Origin of the sequence: Vulcanibacillus modesticaldus, from assembly GCF_001730235.1 — a bacterium.
Lineage (GTDB): Bacteria > Bacillota > Bacilli > Tepidibacillales > Tepidibacillaceae > Vulcanibacillus > Vulcanibacillus modesticaldus.
The window spans coordinates 49513-71106 of record NZ_MIJF01000078.1; the positions used below are offsets into that span (position 1 = coordinate 49513).

A 21594-nucleotide genomic window follows, 5' to 3' on the forward strand; every position below is an offset into this window, starting at 1 on the left:
TGATTTTGCTATCATTTAGGGAACTGTAGTTTCTTTTTTAATATAGACAAATTTGAAGTGGTATTTTGTATAAGTGCGGCTTTTGGGAGTGAAAACGGACAAGGTGAGCACGTTACAAAATACCACTTATACAAAATAAAAGGTGGTCAAATAATGGCTGATGCTGTATATATTCACATTCCGTTTTGTGTAAAAAAATGTCACTATTGCGACTTCAATTCTTATGCTTACCAAGATCAATATATTAGCGACTATCTAAAAGCATTAGAACTAGAAATGAAAATGACAGTAGAACAATTTCCTCCCAAAAAAATAAAGACAATTTATATTGGGGGAGGAACGCCAACGGTTTTAAATGCCATGGAGATGGAATATTTACTATCCTCTATATCTAAATATTTTCACTACATGGATGAACAGATTGAATTTACTATCGAAGCGAACCCAGGTACACTTGACCCTGAAAAATTAAAGATAATGGCAGAATATGGGGTTAATCGGATTAGTATGGGAGTTCAAGGTTTTCAGGATGAATTGTTATCATATTTAGGGAGAATTCATAATCAAAAAGATGTATATAAGAGTATTGAAATGGCAAGGAAGTTTGGCTTTTCAAACTTGAGTATTGATTTGATGTTTGGGCTTCCAAAACAGGATATCAAAATGTTAGAGGAAAGTTTAGACAAGGCCATTGATTTAGAAATACCTCATATGTCTGTTTATGGATTAAAAATAGAGGAGAACACTTTATTTCACACATTAGCAGAGAAAAATGCTCTACCCCTACCTACAGAAAAAATTGAACTTCAAATGTATCTTTTAACCATCGAAAAGATGAAAAAAAATGGGTATCTCCATTACGAAATTAGTAATTTTGCTAAACCAGGTTTTGAAAGTATGCATAATATTAATTATTGGAGAAATGGGGATTATTACGGATTGGGGGCAGGTGCACATGGGTATATAAACAATGTAAGACATGAAAATATCCGAGGTGTTAAACAATACTTTAAGGCAATAATTGAGGATGGTAAATTACCAAAAGTAGATGAATATTTAATCCCATTAGACGAGAAAAAAGAAGATACAATGATGCTTGGGTTGCGGATGCTATCGGGTGTCAAGTATAGCGAATATAAAACGTTATTTGGTGAAAATCTATTAGATAGATTCAATGAACAAGTCGATAAATTAGTAGCTTTAGGATTACTCGTTAAAGATGAGGAAGGTGTAAGATTATCAGATAAGGGTTTAATATATGGTAATGAAGTGTTTGCAGAATTTATTTCATTATAGGAATTGACAAGACGGGGCTAAATTTGGTATTTTGATATTAGATATTAGCACTCACTTAGTAAGAGTGCTAATAAATGAAGGTTAAATATGAGACTTTCTTATAGTCTTCTGTTGGGATTGGAGGTGGATGGTGTGCTTTCTGAAAGACAAAAATTAATTCTAAGTGCTGTTGTGGATAATTATATACAATCTGCAGAACCGATTGGCTCAAGGTCAATTGCTAAGCGAAATGATATTGGTTTTAGTCCTGCAACCATCCGAAATGAAATGGCTGATTTAGAGGAGATGGGTTTTTTAATCCAGCCCCATACTTCAGCGGGTAGAATCCCGTCTAATAAGGGGTATCGCTATTATGTTGACCATTTAATCAATCCACAAGGTATAAAAATATCTAAAGACGTTTTAAATAATATCAGAAAAATTTTTACCGAGCAGTTTAATGAGTTTGAACAAGTCATTGAACAAACCGCAACAATTCTCTCAGAAATTACTAATTATACAAGTATAATTTTAGGTCCAGAAATTTTTAACACTAAATTAAAGCATATTCAGATAATCCCTTTAGCCGATAATAGTATTATTGTTATTCTTGTAACTAATACTGGAAAAGTAGAGCATAAAACTCTGACTATCCCCAAAGGGGTTTCATCTGATGAGATAGAGAGATTGGTTAATTTTTTAAATTCTAAACTGGTTGGAGTACCGTTATATCAACTTAAATCTAAGATAAAATCGGAAATTTATCAAGAATTTATCACAAATTTTAACAACTATGAGCGTTCAATGGCGATAATCGACCAATTATTTATAGATCTTGATCAGGATTCTGATAACAAAGTTTATGTTGGCGGAGCTACCAACATTTTAAACCAACCAGAATTTAACGATCTTGAGATTATCAAAGATATTTTTAGTCTATTCGAAAGAACCGATGAAGTTAAGCAATTGATTAAACCAAATAATAAAGGGATTGAAGTTAGAATAGGAACTGAAAATAATCTAGAAACTGCTAGCAATTGTAGTGTTATCACAGCTACTTATGAGGTAGATGGAGAATCGATTGGAACCATTGGTATTTTTGGGCCTACTCGAATGAACTACAGTCGAGTAATCAGGATTTTAGAATATTTAGCAGATGATTTTACGCAGTTTTTCACCCGTTTATATAAATAGATTAATTGTATTCATTACAGAGACTTTAATATAAAATGGGGGATTCTACCCCCTTGTTTCCTGTGAAAGGATGTTTACCAATGCAAAGTAGTAGTAATAATGCCGGACAAGGGATAGAAGATAAGTTAGCTGCGTTACATACTAATGTAAATGCAATTCGTTCAATTGCCTCTGCCGTTGAAGGAACATTTGGTCCTAAGGGCTTGGATACGATGTTAGTGGATACGGCAGGTAAGGTTGTTATAACTAATGATGGTGTTACGATTTTAAATAAAATCGAAGTAAACCATCCGGCGGCAAAAATGTTAATTCAAGTTGCCCGCTCCCAACAAAACGAAGTAGGAGATGGAACAACTACTGCTACGATTTTGTCAAGTGAGTTATTGTCTGAAGCTGTTAGTCAAGTAGACAAGGGAGTTCCGATACCAAAAGTAATATCGGGCATCAAAAAAGGAGTCCAAATAGCTATACAATTATTGCGACAATTAGCTAGGCCGGTATCTATTGAAGATTACTCAGTTTTATATCAGATTGCCTTAGTTGCCGGCAGGGAGCATGAAGATATCGCAAAATTGATAGTAAGGGCTGCTAAACTTATTGGAAATGATAAATTGCTGAATGACAATTTTAAATTGGCCGATTCGATTGTTGCTCATGAAGGTTCGGAGAATGAATTAATATCTGGTTTAATGATAAATAAGAGAAGAATGAACTCACAAATGCCCGATAAAGTAGAAAATGTTAATGTGTTAGTTATTCAAGATGCCTTTGAACCTGAAGAAATTGATGAGGAAGCATTGGGTACCGAGATTGGCTTCAGCAAATATTTAGAATTCAAAGAGATTTTTAAACAAAATTTAAAAAAAATTACAGAATTAGGTATCGAATTTATTGCAGTAAATCGTGGCGTTGACCCAGTAGCTGAAGAATTTTGTGTTGACCATGGAATAATGGTTATTCAACATTTGACTAGTGAAGAAATAAAGCGTTTAGCAGAACATACTGGAGCTAAAACGATCAAGCGCTCTGGTTTAAATAAGGTCTTGGATGATTTAAAAACTTACATAGGCCATGCTAAGGTAGTTTATGAAGATGAGAAGTTAAAGAAAACCAGGGTTATTGAAGGTAAAGGCAAACCAGTTGCAACTATCCTTGTAGGAGCTTCTACAGGTGAAATTGTTGAAGAAAGGGAAAGGATTGCTAAAGACGCTGCTTCATCTGTTCAGGCAGCAATCCGTGGAGGTTATCTGCCTGGTGGTGGGTCAATCGAAACATTTATTGCAGCTGAGATAGAGAATCGTCGTGATCAAATAAGAGGTATGGAAGGTTTCGGAGTTTTAGCGGTTGCTAAAGCATTGAAAAAACCGATGGCGCAAATTATTCTTAATGCCGGTTTTAATCCACTAGAAAAATTAGAAGAAGTAATGATAGCTCAAATGGAACAGCGTAAAGAAGGAATCGGAATTGATGCTGATTCTGGAATGTTGATAGATATGGAAGAAGCAGGTGTTATCGATCCTTCTTTGGTAAAAATTCATGCGATTAATGCTGCGGCCGAAATTACCGAAGCTATCTTAAGGATTCATACCATAATCAAGATGAGGAGTCCAGACGACGATCAAGATTAGGAGGTGACCAAATGAGTGATAAAGAAAGGAAGACAGGGAATATAGCTATGGAAGAAGAAAAGGTAGAAAAAACTGAAGAAAACACTAATGATGAGGTTAAAAATCAGACAATAGAGGGAGAAGTTACCTCAGAAGAAGAGGTAGCAGTGGATGAAGTGGCAAACTTGAAGAAAACAATAGAAGATTTACAAAATCGTCTGTTACGTTCTCAAGCCGATTTTGATAATTATAGGAAAAGAACACGTACAGAAAAAGAGGAATTAGCAAAATATGCAAACGCTAAATTGATAGAAGCATTACTTCCAACTTTCGATAATTTTGCAAGGGCTATTGAAGCAAGTAAAGAAAATCAGAATTTTGAAACCTTGGTTCAAGGGGTTGAAATGGTTTACCGTCAATTGGAAGAGTTATTGGTTAAAGAGGGCCTCGAACCAATTGAAGCGGTTGGTCAACATTTTGATCCTGAGATCCATCAGGCTGTGATGCAGGTAGAATCTGATCAATATGAATCAGGTGTTGTGGTGGAAGAATTACAAAAGGGCTATAAATTTAAAGGTAAAGTAATTCGTCCATCTATGGTAAAAGTAAATACTTAGATCTTCTTTAGAATATTTGAATTTGGATAACTTTAGAAAATAAAAAATTAGTAATGGAGGTATCTATATATGGGAAAAGTAATCGGAATTGATTTAGGTACAACTAACTCTTGTGTTGCAGTAATGGAAGGTGGCGAAGCGGTTGTAATTCCTAACGCAGAAGGAAATCGTACAACTCCATCTGTTGTGGCTTTTACAAAGGATGGAGAGCGTTTAGTAGGTGAAGTTGCTAAGCGTCAAGCTATTACAAATCCTAACACTGTAATTTCAATTAAACGTCATATGGGTACAGATTATAAAGTGAATATTGATGGAAAGGAATATACTCCACAAGAAATATCTGCTATCATTCTGCAAAAATTAAAGGCTGATGCAGAAGCATATTTAGGAGAAAAGGTAACTCAAGCAGTAATCACAGTACCTGCATATTTTAACGATAGCCAACGTCAGGCAACAAAAGATGCTGGTAAAATAGCTGGATTAGAAGTTTTACGGATTATTAACGAACCAACAGCAGCGTCATTGGCATATGGATTAGAAAAAGAAGAGGATCAAACTATCCTAGTATATGACTTAGGTGGCGGAACTTTTGACGTATCAATTCTAGAATTAGGCGATGGATTCTTTGAAGTAAAAGCTACCAGTGGAGATAATAAACTTGGTGGAGATGACTTTGACCAAGCGATTATTGATTATTTGATAGAAGAATTCAAAAAGGAAAATGGTATTGATTTAAGCAAAGATAAGATGGCATTACAACGCTTAAAAGACGTTGCAGAGAAAGCTAAAAAAGACTTATCTGGTGTACTTACAACAACGATTTCTTTACCATTTATCACTGCTGATGCAACAGGTCCTAAACACTTAGAAGTTACTTTAACTCGTGCAAAATTTGAAGAATTAACAGCTCATTTAGTTGAAAGAACAATGGGACCAACTCGTCAAGCTCTTAAAGATGCTGGTCTAACACCAAATGATATCGATAAAGTAGTACTTGTTGGTGGATCAACTCGAATCCCAGCAGTTCAAGAAGCTATCAAGAACTTTATCGGAAAAGAACCACACAAAGGAGTAAATCCTGATGAGGTAGTTGCTCTTGGTGCGGCGATTCAAGCGGGAGTTTTAACTGGCGATGTTAAAGATGTTGTATTATTAGACGTAACTCCACTTTCTTTAGGTATTGAGACTTTAGGTGGTGTGTTTACTAAGCTAATTGAACGTAATACAACTATTCCAACAAGTAAATCACAAGTATTCTCAACAGCTGCAGATAATCAAACAGCTGTAGATATTCACGTATTGCAAGGAGAGCGTGAATTAGCCGCTTATAACAAAACATTGGGTCGTTTCCAATTAACTGATATTCCTCCTGCACCACGTGGAGTACCTCAAATTGAGGTTACTTTTGATATTGATGCTAATGGAATTGTTCATGTTTCTGCTAAAGATCTTGGAACTGGTAAGGAACAGAAGATTACTATCACTTCTTCAAGTGGTCTAAGTGATGAAGAAATCGAAAAAATGATTAAAGAAGCTGAAGCAAATGCAGAAGAGGATAGAAAACGTAAAGAAGAGGTTGAAATTCGTAACCAAGCTGATTCCTTAGTATATACAACTGAAAAGACATTAAAAGAGTTAGAAGGTAAGGTAGATCAAGCTGAAGTAGATAAGGCGAACGAAGCAAAGGATGCTTTGAAAAAAGCATTAGAAGGTAACGATGTTGAAGAGATTAAATCTGCCTCAGAAAAACTAAACCAAATTATTCAACAGTTATCTGTTAAACTTTATGAACAAGCTGCTCAAGCGAATCAAGCTGCAGAAGGAAATGCTGAAAACGAGAAAAAAGCTGATGATAAGGTTGTAGATGCAGATTATGAAGTTATAGACGATGAGGATAAAAAGTAATAATATTAGAAAAGTCAAAGTCAATTCTTGGCTTTGACTTTTAGCTTTATCAAGCGTTTGAAAAATCTCTTTTTGATTAAAGTTTGGCTTGATAGTAGATTTTTATTATAGAAGCTTTTGATGAAGGACGGGGGAATTAGATGAGTAAACGGGATTACTATGAAGTGCTCGGTGTAAGTAAAGATGCTTCGCAAGATGAGATAAAAAAAGCTTATCGCAAACTTGCTCGTCAATATCATCCCGACGTCAATAAAGAACCTGATGCTGAAGCTAAATTTAAAGAAATAAAGGAAGCATATGATGTTCTTAGCGATCCAGCCAAAAGAACTAGATATGACCAATTCGGGCATGAGGATCCACATGCCGGTTTTGGTGGTGGCGGCTTTGGAGGTTTTGGAGATCAAGGCTTTGGCGATTTTGGCGATATATTTGATATGTTTTTTGGCGGAGGGAGAAGAAGAAGAGATCCGAATGCTCCAAGAAGAGGTGCTGATCTACAATATAGCATGACGATAGAATTCAAAGAGGCAGCATTTGGAAAAGAAACGGAGATCACGATCCCGAGAGAAGAGGAATGTGATGTTTGTCATGGTACAGGTGCCAAACCTGGAACCAAAGTGGAAACCTGTTCTAGATGTAAAGGAACAGGTCAGGAGGAAATTATTCAAAATACTCCATTTGGACGAATCGTTAATCGCAGGGTGTGTTCTGTGTGTCATGGAAAAGGTAAGATTATCAGAGAGAGATGTACAGAATGTCATGGTTCAGGTAGGGTTAAAAAATATAAGAAAATTCACGTCAAAATCCCTGCAGGTGTTGATGATGGGGCTCAAATAAGGATCAGTGGAGAAGGAGAACCTGGTGTTAATGGTGGGCCTCCTGGAGATCTGTTTATCGTATTAAATGTAAAACCTCATAATTTCTTTGAACGAGAGGGAGATAATATTTACTGTGAAGTACCGATTACATTTACCCAAGCGGCTTTAGGTGATGAAATCGAAGTGCCTACCCTTGATGGAAGAGTAAAATTAAAGATTCCGGCAGGAACACAAACTGGAACTAATTTTAGATTGAAAGGAAAAGGAGTTCCAAGGTTAAGATATGGTGGTAGAGGAGATCAACATGTTAAGGTTATTGTTGTAACTCCTACTAAGCTTACAGAAGAACAAAAAGAACTATTACGGCAATTTGGTAAACTAAGTGGTGAAGAAACTCACCAACAACATCGATCTTTTTTTGAAAAGATGAAAAAAGCATTTATGGGGGAATAATCCCCCACTTTTTACTTGACATATCTAAAATTAAACTGTAAAAATATCTTGTTAAATAAAAATTCAGGAGGAATGTTGTATGAAATGGTCTGAAATTTCAATTCACACCACACAAGAGGCAATTGAGGCTGTTGCTAATATTTTGCATGAAGCTGGTGCTGGTGGTGTTATCATCGAAGACCCAGAAATATTAGAGCGTGAATGGGAAACTCCTTATGGTGAAGTTTATCAACTTTCTCCTGAAGATTTTCCAGAAGAAGGCGTAGTGATCAAGGCTTATTTTCCATTGAATAGCTATCTAATGGAGACAGTAGAGCAAATAAAACTTGCTATTAATAATTTATTAACTTTTGATATAAATATCGGGGATGGTAAAATTTCTATTTCTGAAGTTAATGAAGAAGATTGGGCATCGGGTTGGAAGAAGTATTACAAACCTGTTAAAATAGCAGATAAAATATTAATAACACCTACTTGGGAAGAGGTTGAACCTAAATCAGATGAAATAGTAATCGAGTTAGATCCTGGAATGGCCTTTGGTACTGGAACACATCCCACAACTGTGATGTGTATTCAAGCATTAGAAAAGGTAATCAAAGGTGATGAGGAAGTAATTGACGTAGGATGTGGCACGGGAGTATTAAGTATCGCTGCTGCAAAACTAGGGGCGAAACATATTTTGGCTCTTGATTTAGATGAAGTGGCTATAAAAAGTGCAAAGCTGAACGCTAAAATCAATAATGTAGGCTCCGTTATCGAAGTAAAACAAAATAATTTATTAGATAACATTGATAAACGAGTAGATCTAGTCATGGCAAATATTTTGGCTGAAGTAATTATTCGTTTCACTAGTGATGTGGCAAGGGTACTTAAACCTAATGGCATCTATATTACTTCAGGTATTATTGGGACAAAAGCTGAACTAGTAAAGGATGTTCTAATTCGAGATGGCTTTATTATTGAAGAAACACTAAGAAAAGATGATTGGGTAGCTTTTATTGCAAAAAGAGCTTAGATAGTAGGGGTTTAAGATGCAAAGATATTTTGTCTCACATGATCAATTTAAAGAAGACGAGGTCATTATAACCGGTGATGATGCTTATCATCTATCGAAGGTATTAAGGGCAAAACCCGGTGAGAAAATAATATGCAGTAACGGTCAAGGATTTGATGCAATAACAGAAATTATATCGATAAATCTTGAACAGGCCGTATGTAAGATTGTTTCCATATTAGATGAAAGTCGTGAGCCTACTGTTGAAATTACATTGGCTCAAGGCTTACCTAAATCAGATAAGATGGATTTGATTGTTCAAAAAGGGACGGAAATAGGAATATCGTCATTTCTTCCCTTTATTTCAGAAAGAACGATTGTTCAATTAAACCAAAAAAAGGAACAGAAAAGAATTGAACGATGGAAGAGAATTGCTAAAGAAGCAGCTGAACAATCACATCGAAGCAAGATACCAGAAATCTTACCGGTTATTAGTTTTAAAGAGCTTCTTACTTACATGAAGGATTATTATACTTTAATTGCTTTTGAGCAAGAAGATACAGTTACGCTTTATCAGGCACTTAACCAGTGGGATGATAATAAAAAAATTTTATTAATTATTGGCCCTGAAGGTGGATTTTCAGAACAAGAAGTTAGTAAAGCTATAAGGCATGGAGCGATTTCTATAACTTTAGGCAAAAGAATTCTTAGAACTGAAACGGCTGGAATTGTAGGGTCTTCAAATATTATTTACCACCTAGAACAAGTGACGAATAAGTAATTGGAATTTAGAAGGGATGAGTTAATAAATTGCCAACTGTAGCATTTCATACCTTGGGTTGCAAAGTTAATCATTATGAAACAGAAGCCATCTGGCAACTCTTCAAAAATCACGGATATCGCCGTGTTGACTTTGAAAAGAAAGCAGATATTTATGTTATCAATACCTGTACCGTCACCAATACAGGCGATAAAAAGAGTAGGCAAATCATTAGACGGGCTATTAAAAGAAATCCGGATGCGGTAATCGCAGTAACTGGATGTTACGCCCAAACATCAACTTCTGAGGTTATGGATATTCCCGGAGTAGACATAATCATTGGAAATAGAGGAAAAGAAAAATTGGTAGAATATGTTGAGGAATACTTGCGGAAAAGGGAACCTATTAATGCTGTCAAAGATATTATGAAGGTTGAAGAGTTTGAAGAACTGGATGTTCCTGAGTTTTCGGATAGGACAAGAGCTTCATTAAAAATACAGGAAGGTTGTAATAATTTCTGTTCATATTGTATAATTCCTTGGGCAAGAGGATTATCACGCAGTAGAAAACCTGAAAATGTCTTAAAACAAGCAGAGCAATTGGTTGCATCAGGGTATAAGGAGATAGTGCTTACAGGAATTCATACAGGCGGTTATGGAGAAGATTTAGAGGACTATAGCCTTGCTAAATTATTAAGTGACTTAGATGTTATAGATGGATTAAAGAGAATAAGAATAAGTTCAATCGAAGCTAGTCAAATTAATGATCAAGTTTTAGATGTATTAAAAAAGTCTAAAAAAATAGTTAATCATCTTCATATACCTTTACAAGCCGGTGACGATGAAGTTTTAAAGAAAATGAAGCGGAAGTACACAACTGATATGTTTAGGAAAAAAATCACTGAAATTAGAGAGGTTTTGCCTGATATTGCCATAACAACTGATGTTATCGTTGGTTTTCCTGGTGAAACTGAAGAACAGTTCTTGAATGGTTATCGATTTATCGAAGAAATTGGATTTGCTGAATTACACGTATTTCCCTATTCAAAACGTTCGGGTACCCCGGCAGCAAAAATGAAAGATCAGGTACCTGAAAATATTAAGCATCAACGAGTACAAAAGCTGATAGGGCTTTCAAACCGTTTATCATTTGAATATGCAAACAAATTCATTGGTAAGGTTTTGGCGGTTATCCCTGAAAGGCCTTTTAAAGATGGTTCAATAGATAATTTGTTTATGGGATATTCGGATAATTATATCCAGTTGGTATTTGAAGGTAATAAAGATATTATTGGGAAAATATGCAAAGTTAGATTGGATAAAGTTGGCTTAGAATATAGTCAAGGGACACTAATTAGTGTCGAAGATTAATATTAGCTGATTTAACAAACCATAATAGTAAAATAATTATTATGGAACTTAAGGAGGTGTTGGATTGAAGGAAGTTTCTGCAGGTGGAGTTGTTTATTATCAGGAAAACGATGAAATTAAAGTACTGATGATTGAAGATATATATCATAAGTGGACATTACCAAAAGGAAAAAGAGAAGAAGGAGAAACTTACAAACAAACAGCGATTCGAGAGATTCTTGAAGAAACTGGAATTAAAGGAGAGGTTGTCAAACCTCTAGATAAGGTATATTATGAATATTACCACTCTAGTTTTGATAAAGTGGAAAAGGAAGTTCATTATTACTTAGTGAAGGCCTTATCTAATCAAATTAAAGTACAGACAAGTGAGATTAGTTCAGCTAGATGGTTAAGCTTAGAAGATGCTTGGGAAAAGCAAAAAACATCTGGCTATGAAAATAATCTTTTTGTCTTAAAAAAAGCTTTGCAAGAATTAGGCTTCAATAAATTTTAATCAGGAGGATTAGAAAATGAACAAACAAGAACTAGCAAAATTAATTGACCACACTTTACTAAAACCTGATGCAACAGCTGAAATGATTGATAAGCTTTGTGAAGAAGCTAAAGAAAGCAATTTTGCATCAGTTTGTGTAAATCCTTATTGGGTTTCTAGAAGCTATCAACATCTAAAGGATACTGATGTTAAGGTTTGTACTGTAATTGGATTTCCTTTAGGAGCAACTACCAAGGAAGTAAAAGCATATGAAACAACTAAGAGCATCGAAGATGGTGCTACTGAAGTTGATATGGTTATCAATATTGGAGCATTAAAATCCAAACAATATGATGTGGTAGAAGAAGATATTAGAGCTGTTGTAGAGGCAGCAAAAGGTAAGGCATTGGTAAAAGTTATCTTAGAAACTGGTTTACTTACTGATGAAGAAAAGGTTAAAGCTTGCGAATTAAGTAAAAAAGCAGGTGCAGATTTTGTAAAAACTTCAACAGGTTTTGGCAACGGTGGTGCTACATACGAGGACATCAAGTTGATGAGAGAAACTGTTGGCCCAGATATGGGAGTAAAAGCTTCCGGTGGTGTAAGAGATTTTGATGGGGCTTTAAAAATGGTTGAAGCGGGAGCTACTCGTATTGGTACAAGTTCTGGTGTCAAGATTATCAATGGTTTAGTTGCAGATACAGATTATTAATAAAAAGGGCGATTCCCATAACGGGGATCGCCTTTTCACTCCTAAAAGCCACACTTATACAAAATACAACACTTAATTAAAGGTAAGTTAGCATTGTATTTTGTAACGTGCTCACCTTGTCCGTTTCACTCCCAAAAGCCACACTTATACAAAATACAACACTTGATTAAAGGTAAGTTAGCATTGTATTTTGTAACGTGCTCACCTTGTCCGTTTCACTCCCAAAAGTCGCACTTATACAAAATACAACACTTAATTAAAGGTAAGTTAGCATTGTATTTTGTAACGTGCTCACCTTGTCCGTTTCACTCCCAAAAGTCGCACTTATACAAAATACAACACTTAATTAAAGGTATATGTTTCTTAGTTATTTTCTCCAAAATTTATGAATGTTGAAATTCTCTTTAGGTGCTAAGAGTATAGTTAATTTAGCAAAAGGTTTTACGAACGGTAAGATAATAAGGGAATTAACTAGGTTAAATATTAACTGAGCGTGGGCAATTTGAGTTGGAGGATATTCTGCTAAGCTTTGTACGATTAAAGCAAGTGGGATTATTAATGGATAAAAAATAATTACACCAATGATGTTTAATAAAAGGTGAGCAGTTGCCATTTGCTTTCCTTCGATACTCCCGCCAATACTAGCAAGTATAGCAGTAAAGCAAGTTCCTATATTACTGCCCAAAATTACAGCTATCCCAAAAGTTAAAGGAATATTCTGATAGTAAATCATACTCATCGTTATTGCCGTAGTTGCACTACTTGATTGGATGATCGCTGTTATCACGATACCAAATAATAAACCGATAAATAATTTATGTTCTTCCATTGCCAAAACTGATTGCATGATTTTTGAGTTTTGAATCGGAGTGGCAATCATTTGTAAGGCATCCATTCCCAAAAAAATGATGGCAAACCCACCACTTATTAATCCAATAGCCCTAGAGTTTTTGGATGGAAATAGAACCAATATGGCACCAAATAAGAGGAGAAGAACAGCCCATTTCCCAATATTTAGGGCAATCAATTCAGCAGTAGCAACTGTTCCAATGTTGGTGCCTAGGATAATCCCAATTGATTGGTAAAAAGTAATTAAGTGAGCATTAATTAAACCGATGGTGATAACTGTTACCGCACTACTACTTTGCAAAAGTAATGTTGCAACTGTTCCAGTGAAAAAGCCATGATAAGGTGTTTTAGTGAAACGATAAAGGAAAGAATGAAGAAAATCACCAGATATTCTCATTAAACCTATTCTCATTAATTGCATTCCAAACAAAAAAAGAGTAATACCTGTGGCAAATGGGATTATGATTTCCCTCATATATCCTCAGCTCCTAATTTGTCTTACCATTAAAGTTATGAATTAAATGGACAAATTAGAACGCCGAATACTAAGGATTACTAGTGTATAAACCACTATTTAATATCTCTTAACTTACTAAACCATGCATAAAGTACATTAAATAGAACGATAAAAGCGGCTATTTCAAAAACCAGTTTGGAACCATATCTCATCGCTAACCAACCTGATAACACCATTGAAACCGGTGTGAACACTTGGACTAATACCCGACTTGAAGTCATAACTCTTCCAAAAAGATGATTAGGGATAATCTCTTGGCGATATGCCATCATATTAACATTAACGATAATCCCGATCATTAATAGCAATGAGTAGGAGATCGTAATGGTTATTAATGATTGTTTAAAAACTAATAACAATATTGCAATTAGAACTCCGATACTACCAAAACGCACCATCTGACCTTTATTTAAATATTTCTTCAAATATTTAAGGAGTAGAGTTGTGATTGAAGCAGCAATACCGCTTACCCAAAAAATTGTCGAAGTTTCTTCTGGTCCATAACCCAATGTTTCCTTACTTTCAAATATTAAGAGCGTAGTTACCAAAAAGATAGCGATATTCATAAAAGTACTGAATATTGCAATTGGGAACAGAACTTGATGGTTAAATAAATATTTAAATCCTTCTTTTATTTCCGTAATAATTGCTCGGGTTTTTTTGTCTGTATCCTTGTTAATATCCTCATTGGGTAGGAAACTCAGAATAATTCCTGAAATAATGAATGAGATAGCGTTTAATCCGATAGTACCAGTAGCACCAATTAATCCGATAAAAATTCCTGATAATATTGGCCCAACTAATCTCATTAAAGTATTGATAAAAGTTAAATTAGCGTTAGCCTCAAGTAGTTTGTTCTTTGCTACAATTCCAGTTAGATATCCTTCTGAAGCAGAATCAAAAAGTAAAGTAAAGGTTGAAAGTAAAAAAGCAGCTATATAAACATGGACCATTTGTATTAATTCTAAGAAAGCTAAGATAGTAATTCCACCAACAACAATTCCTCGGAAATAATCAGAGAAAACCATCAATTTTTTTCTTTTTATTCTATCCACATAAACCCCAATAAAAGGAGCGATTATGATTTGAGGTATCATCTCTAGAGCAAATGTAATAGAACTTTGTAAGGCAGAGTGGGTCAACTCTAGTACCAACCAGGGTAATGCTAATAAATATAATTTATCACCTAACTGCGATACTAATCTTCCTGCTGATAACAATAAGAAAGGACCATTTAGCCCGTTTTTTTTAAGCTGTAAGGCTTTCATTAATTCCATTTTAAAATAAAACTCCTTCCAACCAAGTTACCTAATATTATATTTAAATTAAATATTTGTAACATAATTCCTTTTTTTAATAATCAAAAAAATAAAAAAATCTTTCATTAGCGATTAATTAAAATTTTGATGCGAAAATTGGAATATTTTTTTAAAAAAAAGAAGGAAAACGACGAAATATGACGAATTATCTATTGGTATTGAAATTATTTAAAATTAGCGAATATCTTGATAATATCAAATATATTATTATAAAGGAAGATTTTTTATGGATAAAGGATTGGCAATTGAATTAGAAAAACAATTTTGCACTTTAAAAAATGTACATAGTGCACATGTAGACCTTGATGAACAAGGTGAAGTATTGGCGATTGGGATTTTTAGTGATGGCTCTCGTCATCCCAAGGAAATTAAAAGGGATGTTGAAGAAACATTTAGACAGATTGCTGGTTTTCGGATCAACCATACAAAGATAAGTATAGTGGAACAACAATTTGAGAGAGGAATATTAAGTGACGACAAACGAATTCGCTTTTTAACAGCTTACCAAGTACAGAAGATGAATGGGGTTATTGAAGGATTTGTACAATTAGAATATAATGAAGAAACGATTGTTGAGAGTGTTGAAGCACATCAATTTGAGATGGAGTTAGAATATATAATAGCCAATGCAACGGCAAGGGCTTTGATGAAGGTTGCAAAAGATTACAGCATCCGAATTGATCGGGTTAAAGAGGTGAGTATGGGTCAAGTTGACGTTATCGTTGTAACTGCTTCGGTAATTCATCAACCTTCGGGTGCCGGACATATGTTTGTCGGTTCAGTGGTTAAGACAAAAGATTTATTGTCGTCAGTAGCAAAAGCTACTCTTGATGCCTTGAACCGTAGAATTGACCAGATGATTTAGTTCTTAAGTTTGCATAGCATAACGAGAGCAGAGCAGAAAATGAGATGAGCTGAACTTGAAATGGAAGGAAAAAATCTATTTTAAGGGAGGTCATCGCTTATGTTAAAAAAGATCCAAGGTATTGCTAATAATACAAAAGTTGCTATTGGAGATGCAGCTGGTTGGATTTAATGGGTTTTTAACGTTATGCTATGCAGTTTAAATAGGAGTGTATACAATGAAATTAAGACTAAAGGTGTACTTAGCAAGTGTTTATCTATTATTTATCACAATCCTATTTTTATCTTATGATGGTATTAATCCCCAACAAATTATTGCAATGAGTGGCTTTATTTTACTTGCAACAATATTTAATATCGATGTAATAAGAGATTTACAGAGTAATTTGGGTTATATAATTATTTTGCCGTTTCTAGTACCTGCAATTGTATACTTAGAGCCATTTTACGCTGTTCTTTTTATTTCTGTTACATTGTTATTTATATATCATAAACATATATGGTTTAAAAAGTTTTATAATATATCAATTTTTGGCTTGTCAGCTTATGTAACTGTTTTAATATTTAATTACTTTTTTACGAATATTAATGCTACAGTCATATTTACACCATCTTTTTTTGTACTACTGTTATTTCTCACATTTTTGAATACCATTTTAAACAATATTTTTGTATTTACTGTTGTTTCTTTAGAAAAAGGGAAGTTTGAGATAAATGGTTTTATTGGTCTTGTTTCTACTACAAAAGCAGCTTTTATTACCGTATTTCTTGGTTTAATAAATGTAGTTCTTTTTTATTACACTAATATTGTCGGTGTTGCCCTTTTTACTTTTCTTATATTCTTCGCCAAGCCTGCCTTACAATATCGGCAAATCTTTGATAATGAATTATCCACATATACGAACTTTATTTTACATGTTTTAAAACAGATGGATCCCATAACTTATAGCCATTCAGAACGAGTTAAGTTTTGGACAGTCTTATTAGCGAAGAAGATGGGGCTTCCAACGTCTGAAGTTAGACAATTATCCCAGGCAGCTTCTTGGCATGATATTGGAAAAATAGAAGTTCCCCTTGAAATCATCAGTAAACCTGGTAGGTTAACAGATGAAGAATATCAGATAATAAAAACTCATCCTGAGAAAGGTTACGAGTTGGTTAAGGATATGCATTTCTTTAAAAAGTTTTTACCGGTTATTAGGTATCACCATGAAAGGATAGATGGAAAAGGGTATCCACTGGGGTTAAAGAGGGAACAAATTCCGCTTCATGCTAGGATTGTTACGATTACTGATGCCTTTGATGCGATGACGGCGGATCGCTCATATCGAACAGGTATGCCGATGAAAGATGCTGTTGAAGAGTTAATAAGGCACTCGGGTACACAATTTGACGAAGAAATCGTTAAGATTTTTATTGAAGCTTTACAAGATGAATATGGTAAAAATTACGAGAAGTTTGATAAAGAATTTATTATGAGTATCAGATAAAAGTCACTTGTGGTGGCTTTTTTGGTATAATTATGGTAATATATAGCATATAATCTAACGATAAGGTGGTCATTTGATGAGTGATTGTATCTTCTGCAAAATAATTGATGGTGATATTCCCGCAAATAAAGTCTATGAAGATGAAAAATTTTTAGCTTTTCATGATATCAGTCCCAAGGCGAAGGTTCATGTGCTCATTATACCTAAAAAACATATCCCTACATTCATGGATGTACAAGAAGAAGATCTGTCGTTGATGGGAGAATTACATAGAGTAATTCAAGATGTGGCAAAGAAATTAGATCTAGATGAACAAGGTTTTCGTGTTGTGAACAATTGTAAAGAACATGGTGGACAAGAAGTATTTCATATTCATTATCATTTGTTAGGTGGAGAAAAGCTTTCTTTCTAAATCCATAAAACTTAGTTGACACTTTAAAAAACTATATAATATAATGAAATTTGTTAGACTTTGCTTAATGCAAGTCTCCTGCATGGTATTTGTGGAGGGAGGGAAATGTATGTCAGAAATTCGTGTAAGAAAAAACGAGTCATTAGATAGCGCTCTTCGTAGATTTAAACGTAATATCTCACGAGACGGCGTATTGGCTGAAATCAAAAAACGAAAACATTATGAGAAGCCAAGTGTAAGACGTAAGAAGAAGTCTGAGGCTGCTCGTAAACGGAAGTTCTAAAGGGGGGCATCTCTATGTCATTAATGGATCGAATTAATGAAGATATGAAACAAGCGATGAAGGACAAGGACAAGTTTAAACTCTCTGTTATCCGTATGATTCGTTCAGCCATAAAATACGCTGAAATTGAGAATAAGGGTGAACTATCTGATGAGCAAATTGTTGATGTTCTGACTCGTGAGTTAAAGCAAAGACGTGATTCCCTCCAAGAGTTCGAAAAAGCTAATCGTACAGAATTAGCTGAGAAGGTTAAAAATGAAATAGATATTTTACAAGAATATTTACCTGAACAACTTTCTGAAGAGGAGCTCAGACAAGTTGTACAAGATACAATTAATGAAGTTGGAGCTACAAGCAAGAAAGATATGGGCAAAGTTATGGGCACAGTAATGCCTAAAGTTAAAGGCCGTGCAGATGGTAAGTTGATCAACAAGCTTGTTCAGGAACTTTTATCATAAAAAATAACGTCTAGATTAATCTAGGCGTTTTTTTGTTTTTCGTGACTTACTCAATCAAAGGTGCGTTAGCATTATAAAATATTTTTATTTAATGAAACCTATGGTTTTATACTAACGTATATAGAAATAAATTTTTCTAAAAGAATTGGATTAATAATTTCTATAATGATAAATTTAAAATTAAAATGATAAATTTAAAATTAGAGGAGGAATGTATTTGACCCGAAAAGTTGCTTTAACTTCTATGGTTGCAATCTTATTTGTTATCCAACTGTTCTCTTTCTTATATCCAGTGATTGTTAGTGCAAAGGAACAGGTAATCTATGTTGTTAAAGTCGAGCAAACGATTGATAAGGGATTAGCAAGATATCTAGATAGAGCATTTGATGAAGCAAATGAAGGGGATGCTGATGCAATAATCTTAGAGATTAATACCTTAGGAGGTTCAGTGGATGCTGCTGTTGATATTGGTGAACTGATTATCAGAGAACAAATACCAATAATTGCCTTTATCAAAGGTAATGCTATCTCAGCAGGTTCCTATATTTCATTTAGTGCCGATAAAATCTTTATGGAACCAAATAGTAACATCGGGGCTGCCGCAGTAAGGACGATAAGTGGAGAAGAAGTTGACCCTAAAATTACCTCCTTTTGGGCTAGTAAGATGGAAAATGCGGCTAAACAACAAGGAAAAAATGATGAAATTGCACGGGGAATGGTTGATCCTAATGTTGAAATACCTGGAATATCAAAAAAGGGAGAATTAATCACACTCGGTTCTGATGAAGCTTTACAATATGGAATTGCCGATGGAATTGCTAATAATAGAAATGAATTGTTAAAACTGTTGGGGTTAGAAAATGCTCGAGTAGAAGAAGTATCCCTTTCTCCTGCAGAAATGTTAGCTAGGCTGGTAACAAACCCATTCGTTATTCCATTTCTTCTTACAATTGGTCTTGCGGGAATCTTGATAGAATTGTTTATACCGGGTTTTGGTATACCAGGAATTGTAGGTTTATCTGCATTTGGACTATACTTTTTTGGAAATTATTTAGCTGGTTTTGCTGGATTAGAGTCGATTTTTCTCTTCGTCATAGGGTTCATTCTAATGGTGATTGAATTATTTGTACCTGGATTTGGGATTTTTGGGGTTATTGGTGTTATCTTATTGGGATCAGGAATAGTTTTGGCAGCGGAGAATTCTAGCTATGGTTTTATCGGTTTAACGATTGCTTTATTCGTTAACACAATTTTGGCTTTTATTTTGTTTAAATATTTTAGTTATAGGGGGATATGGAACCATTTTATCTTAAAAGAAGAGCAAAATAAGGCAATGGGTTATGTATCTCATGACAAAGACGTGAATTTAATTGGTAAGAAAGGAAAAACGGTCTCAAAATTGAGACCGGCTGGAATAGCCATCATAGAAGGTATAAGATATGACGTAGTTAGTGAAGGGAATTTTATTAATATGGGTCAAGACATTGAAGTCATTCGAGTAGATGGAACAAAAATAGTTGTGAGGGAGTTTGAAATTAAAAATTAGGAGGGATTAATTTGACTGTTCAAATTACTTTACTTATCGCCATTGCACTTGTCATTACTTTATTAGCTATACTTTTTACATTTGTGCCAATAATGCTTTGGATTTCAGCAATAGCTTCCGGGGTAAGAATTGGAATTATAACGTTAATAGGAATGAGATTAAGAAGGGTAATCCCATCAAGAATCGTCATTCCTCTAATCAAAGCAAGAAAAGCCGGTTTGAATTTAACTACAAATCAGTTAGAGAGTCACTATCTTGCGGGAGGTAATGTTGACCGAGTAGTTAATGCTTTAATTGCTGCAGAACGAGCTGATATTCCAATAACTTTTGAGCGTGCAGCAGCCATTGACTTAGCGGGAAGAGACGTATTAGAAGCGGTTCAGATGAGTGTAAATCCTAAAGTAATCGAAACACCTATTGTAGCAGCTGTGGCTAAGGATGGAATTGAAGTTAAGGCAAAAGCAAGAGTTACTGTTCGTGCAAATATTGACAGATTAGTAGGGGGAGCTGGAGAAGAAACGATTATCGCCCGTGTTGGTGAAGGAATCGTTACTACCATTGGTTCAGCTTCATCGCACAAAGAAACTCTAGAAAATCCTGATTCGATTTCTCATACAGTATTACAAAAAGGACTTGATTCGGGAACGGCGTTTGAAATTTTATCAATCGATATTGCCGATGTTGATGTGGGTAAGAATATTGGTGCACAACTGATGACTGATAAGGCTGAAGCTGATAAAATTATTGCACAAGCTAAAGCTGAAGAAAGAAGAGCTATGGCTGTAGCCAAGGAACAAGAAATGAAAGCTAAGGTTCAAGAGATGAGAGCAAAGGTTGTAGAGGCTGAAGCAGAAGTTCCATTGGCGATGGCCGAAGCTTTAAAGAATGGTACTTTAGGGGTTATGGATTATTTGAATATGAAAAATCTAAATGCCGATACAGATATGAGAGAAGCCTTTGGAAAGATGGGGAATCATGACAACGATAATTCCCATAAAGAATAGGTGATTGAATGGATTGGATAATTACTTTAATCGTCGTAGGAATTATCTCTTATCTAACTAGTAAAAAAGATCAATCCGACGAAGGTAAAAAAATTGGCAAACAGTTTGGCCCATATGATAATGTTGGAAATGAAACGAAGTTGAGAAAAAAACAGGAAGAAAAAACAAACTATCGAACTTATCAAGAGCAACAAACTATGAGTACTCAAATGAAGAAAACAGTAGATCATGATGAACCTGTTAAAGGGTCTGTAGAACAGGATCCATATTATATAAATAATAAAAAAATGCAAGGTATCAACTCTAAAAGTATTAAACACGGATTGATTTGGTCTCAAATTCTAGAAGCACCACGAAGTAAAAATCCTCATCATATTTTTAAAAATAAATAATCGATTAAGATGTATATAAGGTCACCTCTTGGTGACCTTTCAGACTGAAGACTAACCTCATGCTAAATTACCTAGTATGAGGTTATTTTTGTCAAAAATGCTTAAAATCTTGGATGAAATAAAAAATTGAGAGCGATTCGGACGTCTCTTCCACGTCCAATTCGCTAGCTTTTTCAAATTCATGGCAGCAAAAACTAACATCGCCTGCATCGAGACTTTTTTCAAACCTCTTAACGTAGTCCAACGCAAACCATGTTTCTCTTTCATATCTGCAAATACTCTT

22 protein-coding genes are annotated in these 21594 nt (G+C 34.7%); 19 read left to right on the top strand and 3 right to left on the bottom strand.

The genetic code is table 11. The features are described from left to right. The first annotated feature begins 153 nt into the window (after positions 1-153). From hemW to deoC, 11 genes are all read left to right on the top strand, one after another. A complete protein-coding gene (gene hemW / locus BHF71_RS10405) occupies positions 154-1296 on the top strand; it encodes a radical SAM family heme chaperone HemW (RefSeq protein WP_069657569.1) in 1143 nt (380 codons plus the stop codon). Positions 1297-1428: 132 nt separating this feature from the next. Then, a complete protein-coding gene (hrcA, locus tag BHF71_RS10410) occupies positions 1429-2469 on the top strand; it encodes a heat-inducible transcriptional repressor HrcA (RefSeq protein WP_069657570.1) in 1041 nt (346 codons plus the stop codon). 80 nt (positions 2470-2549) lie between these two features. Continuing rightward, the gene (locus tag BHF71_RS10415; RefSeq protein ID WP_069657571.1) at positions 2550-4097 is read left to right on the top strand and encodes a TCP-1/cpn60 chaperonin family protein; all 1548 of its coding nucleotides are present in this window, start codon (positions 2550-2552) and stop codon (positions 4095-4097) included. Positions 4098-4108: 11 nt separating this feature from the next. Continuing rightward, positions 4109-4693, top strand: coding sequence for a nucleotide exchange factor GrpE (gene grpE / locus BHF71_RS10420; protein WP_069657572.1), 585 nt, complete (start codon positions 4109-4111; stop codon positions 4691-4693). Between the two features lie 69 nt (positions 4694-4762). Beyond that, entirely contained in the window at positions 4763-6598 is a 1836-nt protein-coding gene (gene dnaK, locus BHF71_RS10425; protein ID WP_069657573.1) for a molecular chaperone DnaK, read from the top strand. A gap of 140 nt (positions 6599-6738) precedes the next feature. Further along, entirely contained in the window at positions 6739-7869 is a 1131-nt protein-coding gene (dnaJ, locus tag BHF71_RS10430) for a molecular chaperone DnaJ (protein ID WP_069657574.1), read from the top strand. Between the two features lie 79 nt (positions 7870-7948). Further along, positions 7949-8884 (top strand): 50S ribosomal protein L11 methyltransferase, encoded by a 936-nt coding sequence (gene prmA / locus BHF71_RS10435; RefSeq protein WP_069657575.1) that lies wholly within the window; start codon positions 7949-7951, stop codon positions 8882-8884. A gap of 16 nt (positions 8885-8900) precedes the next feature. Then, complete coding sequence (locus tag BHF71_RS10440) at positions 8901-9644, top strand: 16S rRNA (uracil(1498)-N(3))-methyltransferase (protein ID WP_069657576.1); 744 nt, start codon at positions 8901-8903, stop codon at positions 9642-9644. A gap of 29 nt (positions 9645-9673) precedes the next feature. Beyond that, positions 9674-10993 carry a tRNA (N(6)-L-threonylcarbamoyladenosine(37)-C(2))-methylthiotransferase MtaB gene (gene mtaB / locus BHF71_RS10445; protein WP_069657577.1) on the top strand — a complete coding sequence of 440 codons (1320 nt, stop codon included), beginning with the start codon at positions 9674-9676 and terminating at the stop codon, positions 10991-10993. A 64-nt stretch (positions 10994-11057) separates the two neighbouring features. Further along, a complete protein-coding gene (locus BHF71_RS10450) occupies positions 11058-11486 on the top strand; it encodes an NUDIX hydrolase (protein ID WP_069657578.1) in 429 nt (142 codons plus the stop codon). A gap of 16 nt (positions 11487-11502) precedes the next feature. Beyond that, a complete protein-coding gene (gene deoC, locus BHF71_RS10455) occupies positions 11503-12177 on the top strand; it encodes a deoxyribose-phosphate aldolase (protein WP_069657579.1) in 675 nt (224 codons plus the stop codon). 367 nt (positions 12178-12544) lie between these two features. Here the strand turns inward: deoC and BHF71_RS10460 are convergent, their stop codons facing one another. Together BHF71_RS10460 and BHF71_RS10465 are read right to left on the bottom strand one after the other, a co-directional pair. Beyond that, positions 12545-13501: a Na/Pi cotransporter family protein gene (locus tag BHF71_RS10460; protein WP_069657580.1), complete on the bottom strand. Its 957-nt coding sequence runs from the start codon at positions 13499-13501 to the stop codon at positions 12545-12547. A 95-nt stretch (positions 13502-13596) separates the two neighbouring features. Beyond that, the gene (locus BHF71_RS10465; RefSeq protein ID WP_069657581.1) at positions 13597-14820 is read right to left on the bottom strand and encodes an MFS transporter; all 1224 of its coding nucleotides are present in this window, start codon (positions 14818-14820) and stop codon (positions 13597-13599) included. A gap of 268 nt (positions 14821-15088) precedes the next feature. Between BHF71_RS10465 and BHF71_RS10470 the strand changes: the two genes are divergently transcribed. From BHF71_RS10470 to BHF71_RS10505, 8 genes are all read left to right on the top strand, one after another. Further along, positions 15089-15727, top strand: a complete 639-nt coding sequence (locus tag BHF71_RS10470; RefSeq protein WP_069657582.1) for a hypothetical protein — start codon at positions 15089-15091, stop codon at positions 15725-15727. A 217-nt stretch (positions 15728-15944) separates the two neighbouring features. After that, positions 15945-17216: an HD-GYP domain-containing protein gene (locus BHF71_RS10475; protein WP_069657583.1), complete on the top strand. Its 1272-nt coding sequence runs from the start codon at positions 15945-15947 to the stop codon at positions 17214-17216. A gap of 76 nt (positions 17217-17292) precedes the next feature. Then, entirely contained in the window at positions 17293-17628 is a 336-nt protein-coding gene (locus BHF71_RS10480; protein ID WP_069657584.1) for a histidine triad nucleotide-binding protein, read from the top strand. A gap of 109 nt (positions 17629-17737) precedes the next feature. After that, positions 17738-17911 (top strand): 30S ribosomal protein S21, encoded by a 174-nt coding sequence (rpsU, locus tag BHF71_RS10485; RefSeq protein ID WP_069657585.1) that lies wholly within the window; start codon positions 17738-17740, stop codon positions 17909-17911. A 14-nt stretch (positions 17912-17925) separates the two neighbouring features. Further along, the gene (locus BHF71_RS10490; protein WP_069657586.1) at positions 17926-18369 is read left to right on the top strand and encodes a GatB/YqeY domain-containing protein; all 444 of its coding nucleotides are present in this window, start codon (positions 17926-17928) and stop codon (positions 18367-18369) included. A gap of 217 nt (positions 18370-18586) precedes the next feature. Continuing rightward, a complete protein-coding gene (locus BHF71_RS10495; protein ID WP_176717357.1) occupies positions 18587-19915 on the top strand; it encodes an NfeD family protein in 1329 nt (442 codons plus the stop codon). An 11-nt stretch (positions 19916-19926) separates the two neighbouring features. Next, complete coding sequence (floA, locus tag BHF71_RS10500) at positions 19927-20919, top strand: flotillin-like protein FloA (protein ID WP_069657588.1); 993 nt, start codon at positions 19927-19929, stop codon at positions 20917-20919. An 8-nt stretch (positions 20920-20927) separates the two neighbouring features. Beyond that, the gene (locus tag BHF71_RS10505; protein ID WP_069657589.1) at positions 20928-21311 is read left to right on the top strand and encodes a hypothetical protein; all 384 of its coding nucleotides are present in this window, start codon (positions 20928-20930) and stop codon (positions 21309-21311) included. A gap of 57 nt (positions 21312-21368) precedes the next feature. Here BHF71_RS10505 and BHF71_RS12430 read toward each other — a convergent pair. After that, positions 21369-21594: transposase (locus BHF71_RS12430; protein WP_084024272.1), on the bottom strand; the 226-nt coding region annotated here is incomplete at its 5' end.

What these genes read in the sequence shown, in the direction of transcription:
- BHF71_RS10505 (WP_069657589.1), top strand. Translation starts at nt 20,928, where the DNA reads ATGGATTGGATAATTACTTTAATCGTCGTAGGAATTATCTCTTATCTA.
- BHF71_RS10490 (WP_069657586.1), top strand. Translation starts at nt 17,926, where the DNA reads ATGTCATTAATGGATCGAATTAATGAAGATATGAAACAAGCGATGAAG.
- BHF71_RS10475 (WP_069657583.1), top strand. Translation starts at nt 15,945, where the DNA reads ATGAAATTAAGACTAAAGGTGTACTTAGCAAGTGTTTATCTATTATTT.
- BHF71_RS10440 (WP_069657576.1), top strand. Translation starts at nt 8,901, where the DNA reads ATGCAAAGATATTTTGTCTCACATGATCAATTTAAAGAAGACGAGGTC.
- BHF71_RS10465 (WP_069657581.1), bottom strand. Translation starts at nt 14,820, where the DNA reads ATGGAATTAATGAAAGCCTTACAGCTTAAAAAAAACGGGCTAAATGGT.
- BHF71_RS10415 (WP_069657571.1), top strand. Translation starts at nt 2,550, where the DNA reads ATGCAAAGTAGTAGTAATAATGCCGGACAAGGGATAGAAGATAAGTTA.
- dnaJ (WP_069657574.1), top strand. Translation starts at nt 6,739, where the DNA reads ATGAGTAAACGGGATTACTATGAAGTGCTCGGTGTAAGTAAAGATGCT.
- BHF71_RS10480 (WP_069657584.1), top strand. Translation starts at nt 17,293, where the DNA reads ATGAGTGATTGTATCTTCTGCAAAATAATTGATGGTGATATTCCCGCA.
- prmA (WP_069657575.1), top strand. Translation starts at nt 7,949, where the DNA reads ATGAAATGGTCTGAAATTTCAATTCACACCACACAAGAGGCAATTGAG.
- hemW (WP_069657569.1), top strand. Translation starts at nt 154, where the DNA reads ATGGCTGATGCTGTATATATTCACATTCCGTTTTGTGTAAAAAAATGT.
- dnaK (WP_069657573.1), top strand. Translation starts at nt 4,763, where the DNA reads ATGGGAAAAGTAATCGGAATTGATTTAGGTACAACTAACTCTTGTGTT.
- BHF71_RS10460 (WP_069657580.1), bottom strand. Translation starts at nt 13,501, where the DNA reads ATGAGGGAAATCATAATCCCATTTGCCACAGGTATTACTCTTTTTTTG.
- deoC (WP_069657579.1), top strand. Translation starts at nt 11,503, where the DNA reads ATGAACAAACAAGAACTAGCAAAATTAATTGACCACACTTTACTAAAA.
- rpsU (WP_069657585.1), top strand. Translation starts at nt 17,738, where the DNA reads ATGTCAGAAATTCGTGTAAGAAAAAACGAGTCATTAGATAGCGCTCTT.
- BHF71_RS10470 (WP_069657582.1), top strand. Translation starts at nt 15,089, where the DNA reads ATGGATAAAGGATTGGCAATTGAATTAGAAAAACAATTTTGCACTTTA.
- grpE (WP_069657572.1), top strand. Translation starts at nt 4,109, where the DNA reads ATGAGTGATAAAGAAAGGAAGACAGGGAATATAGCTATGGAAGAAGAA.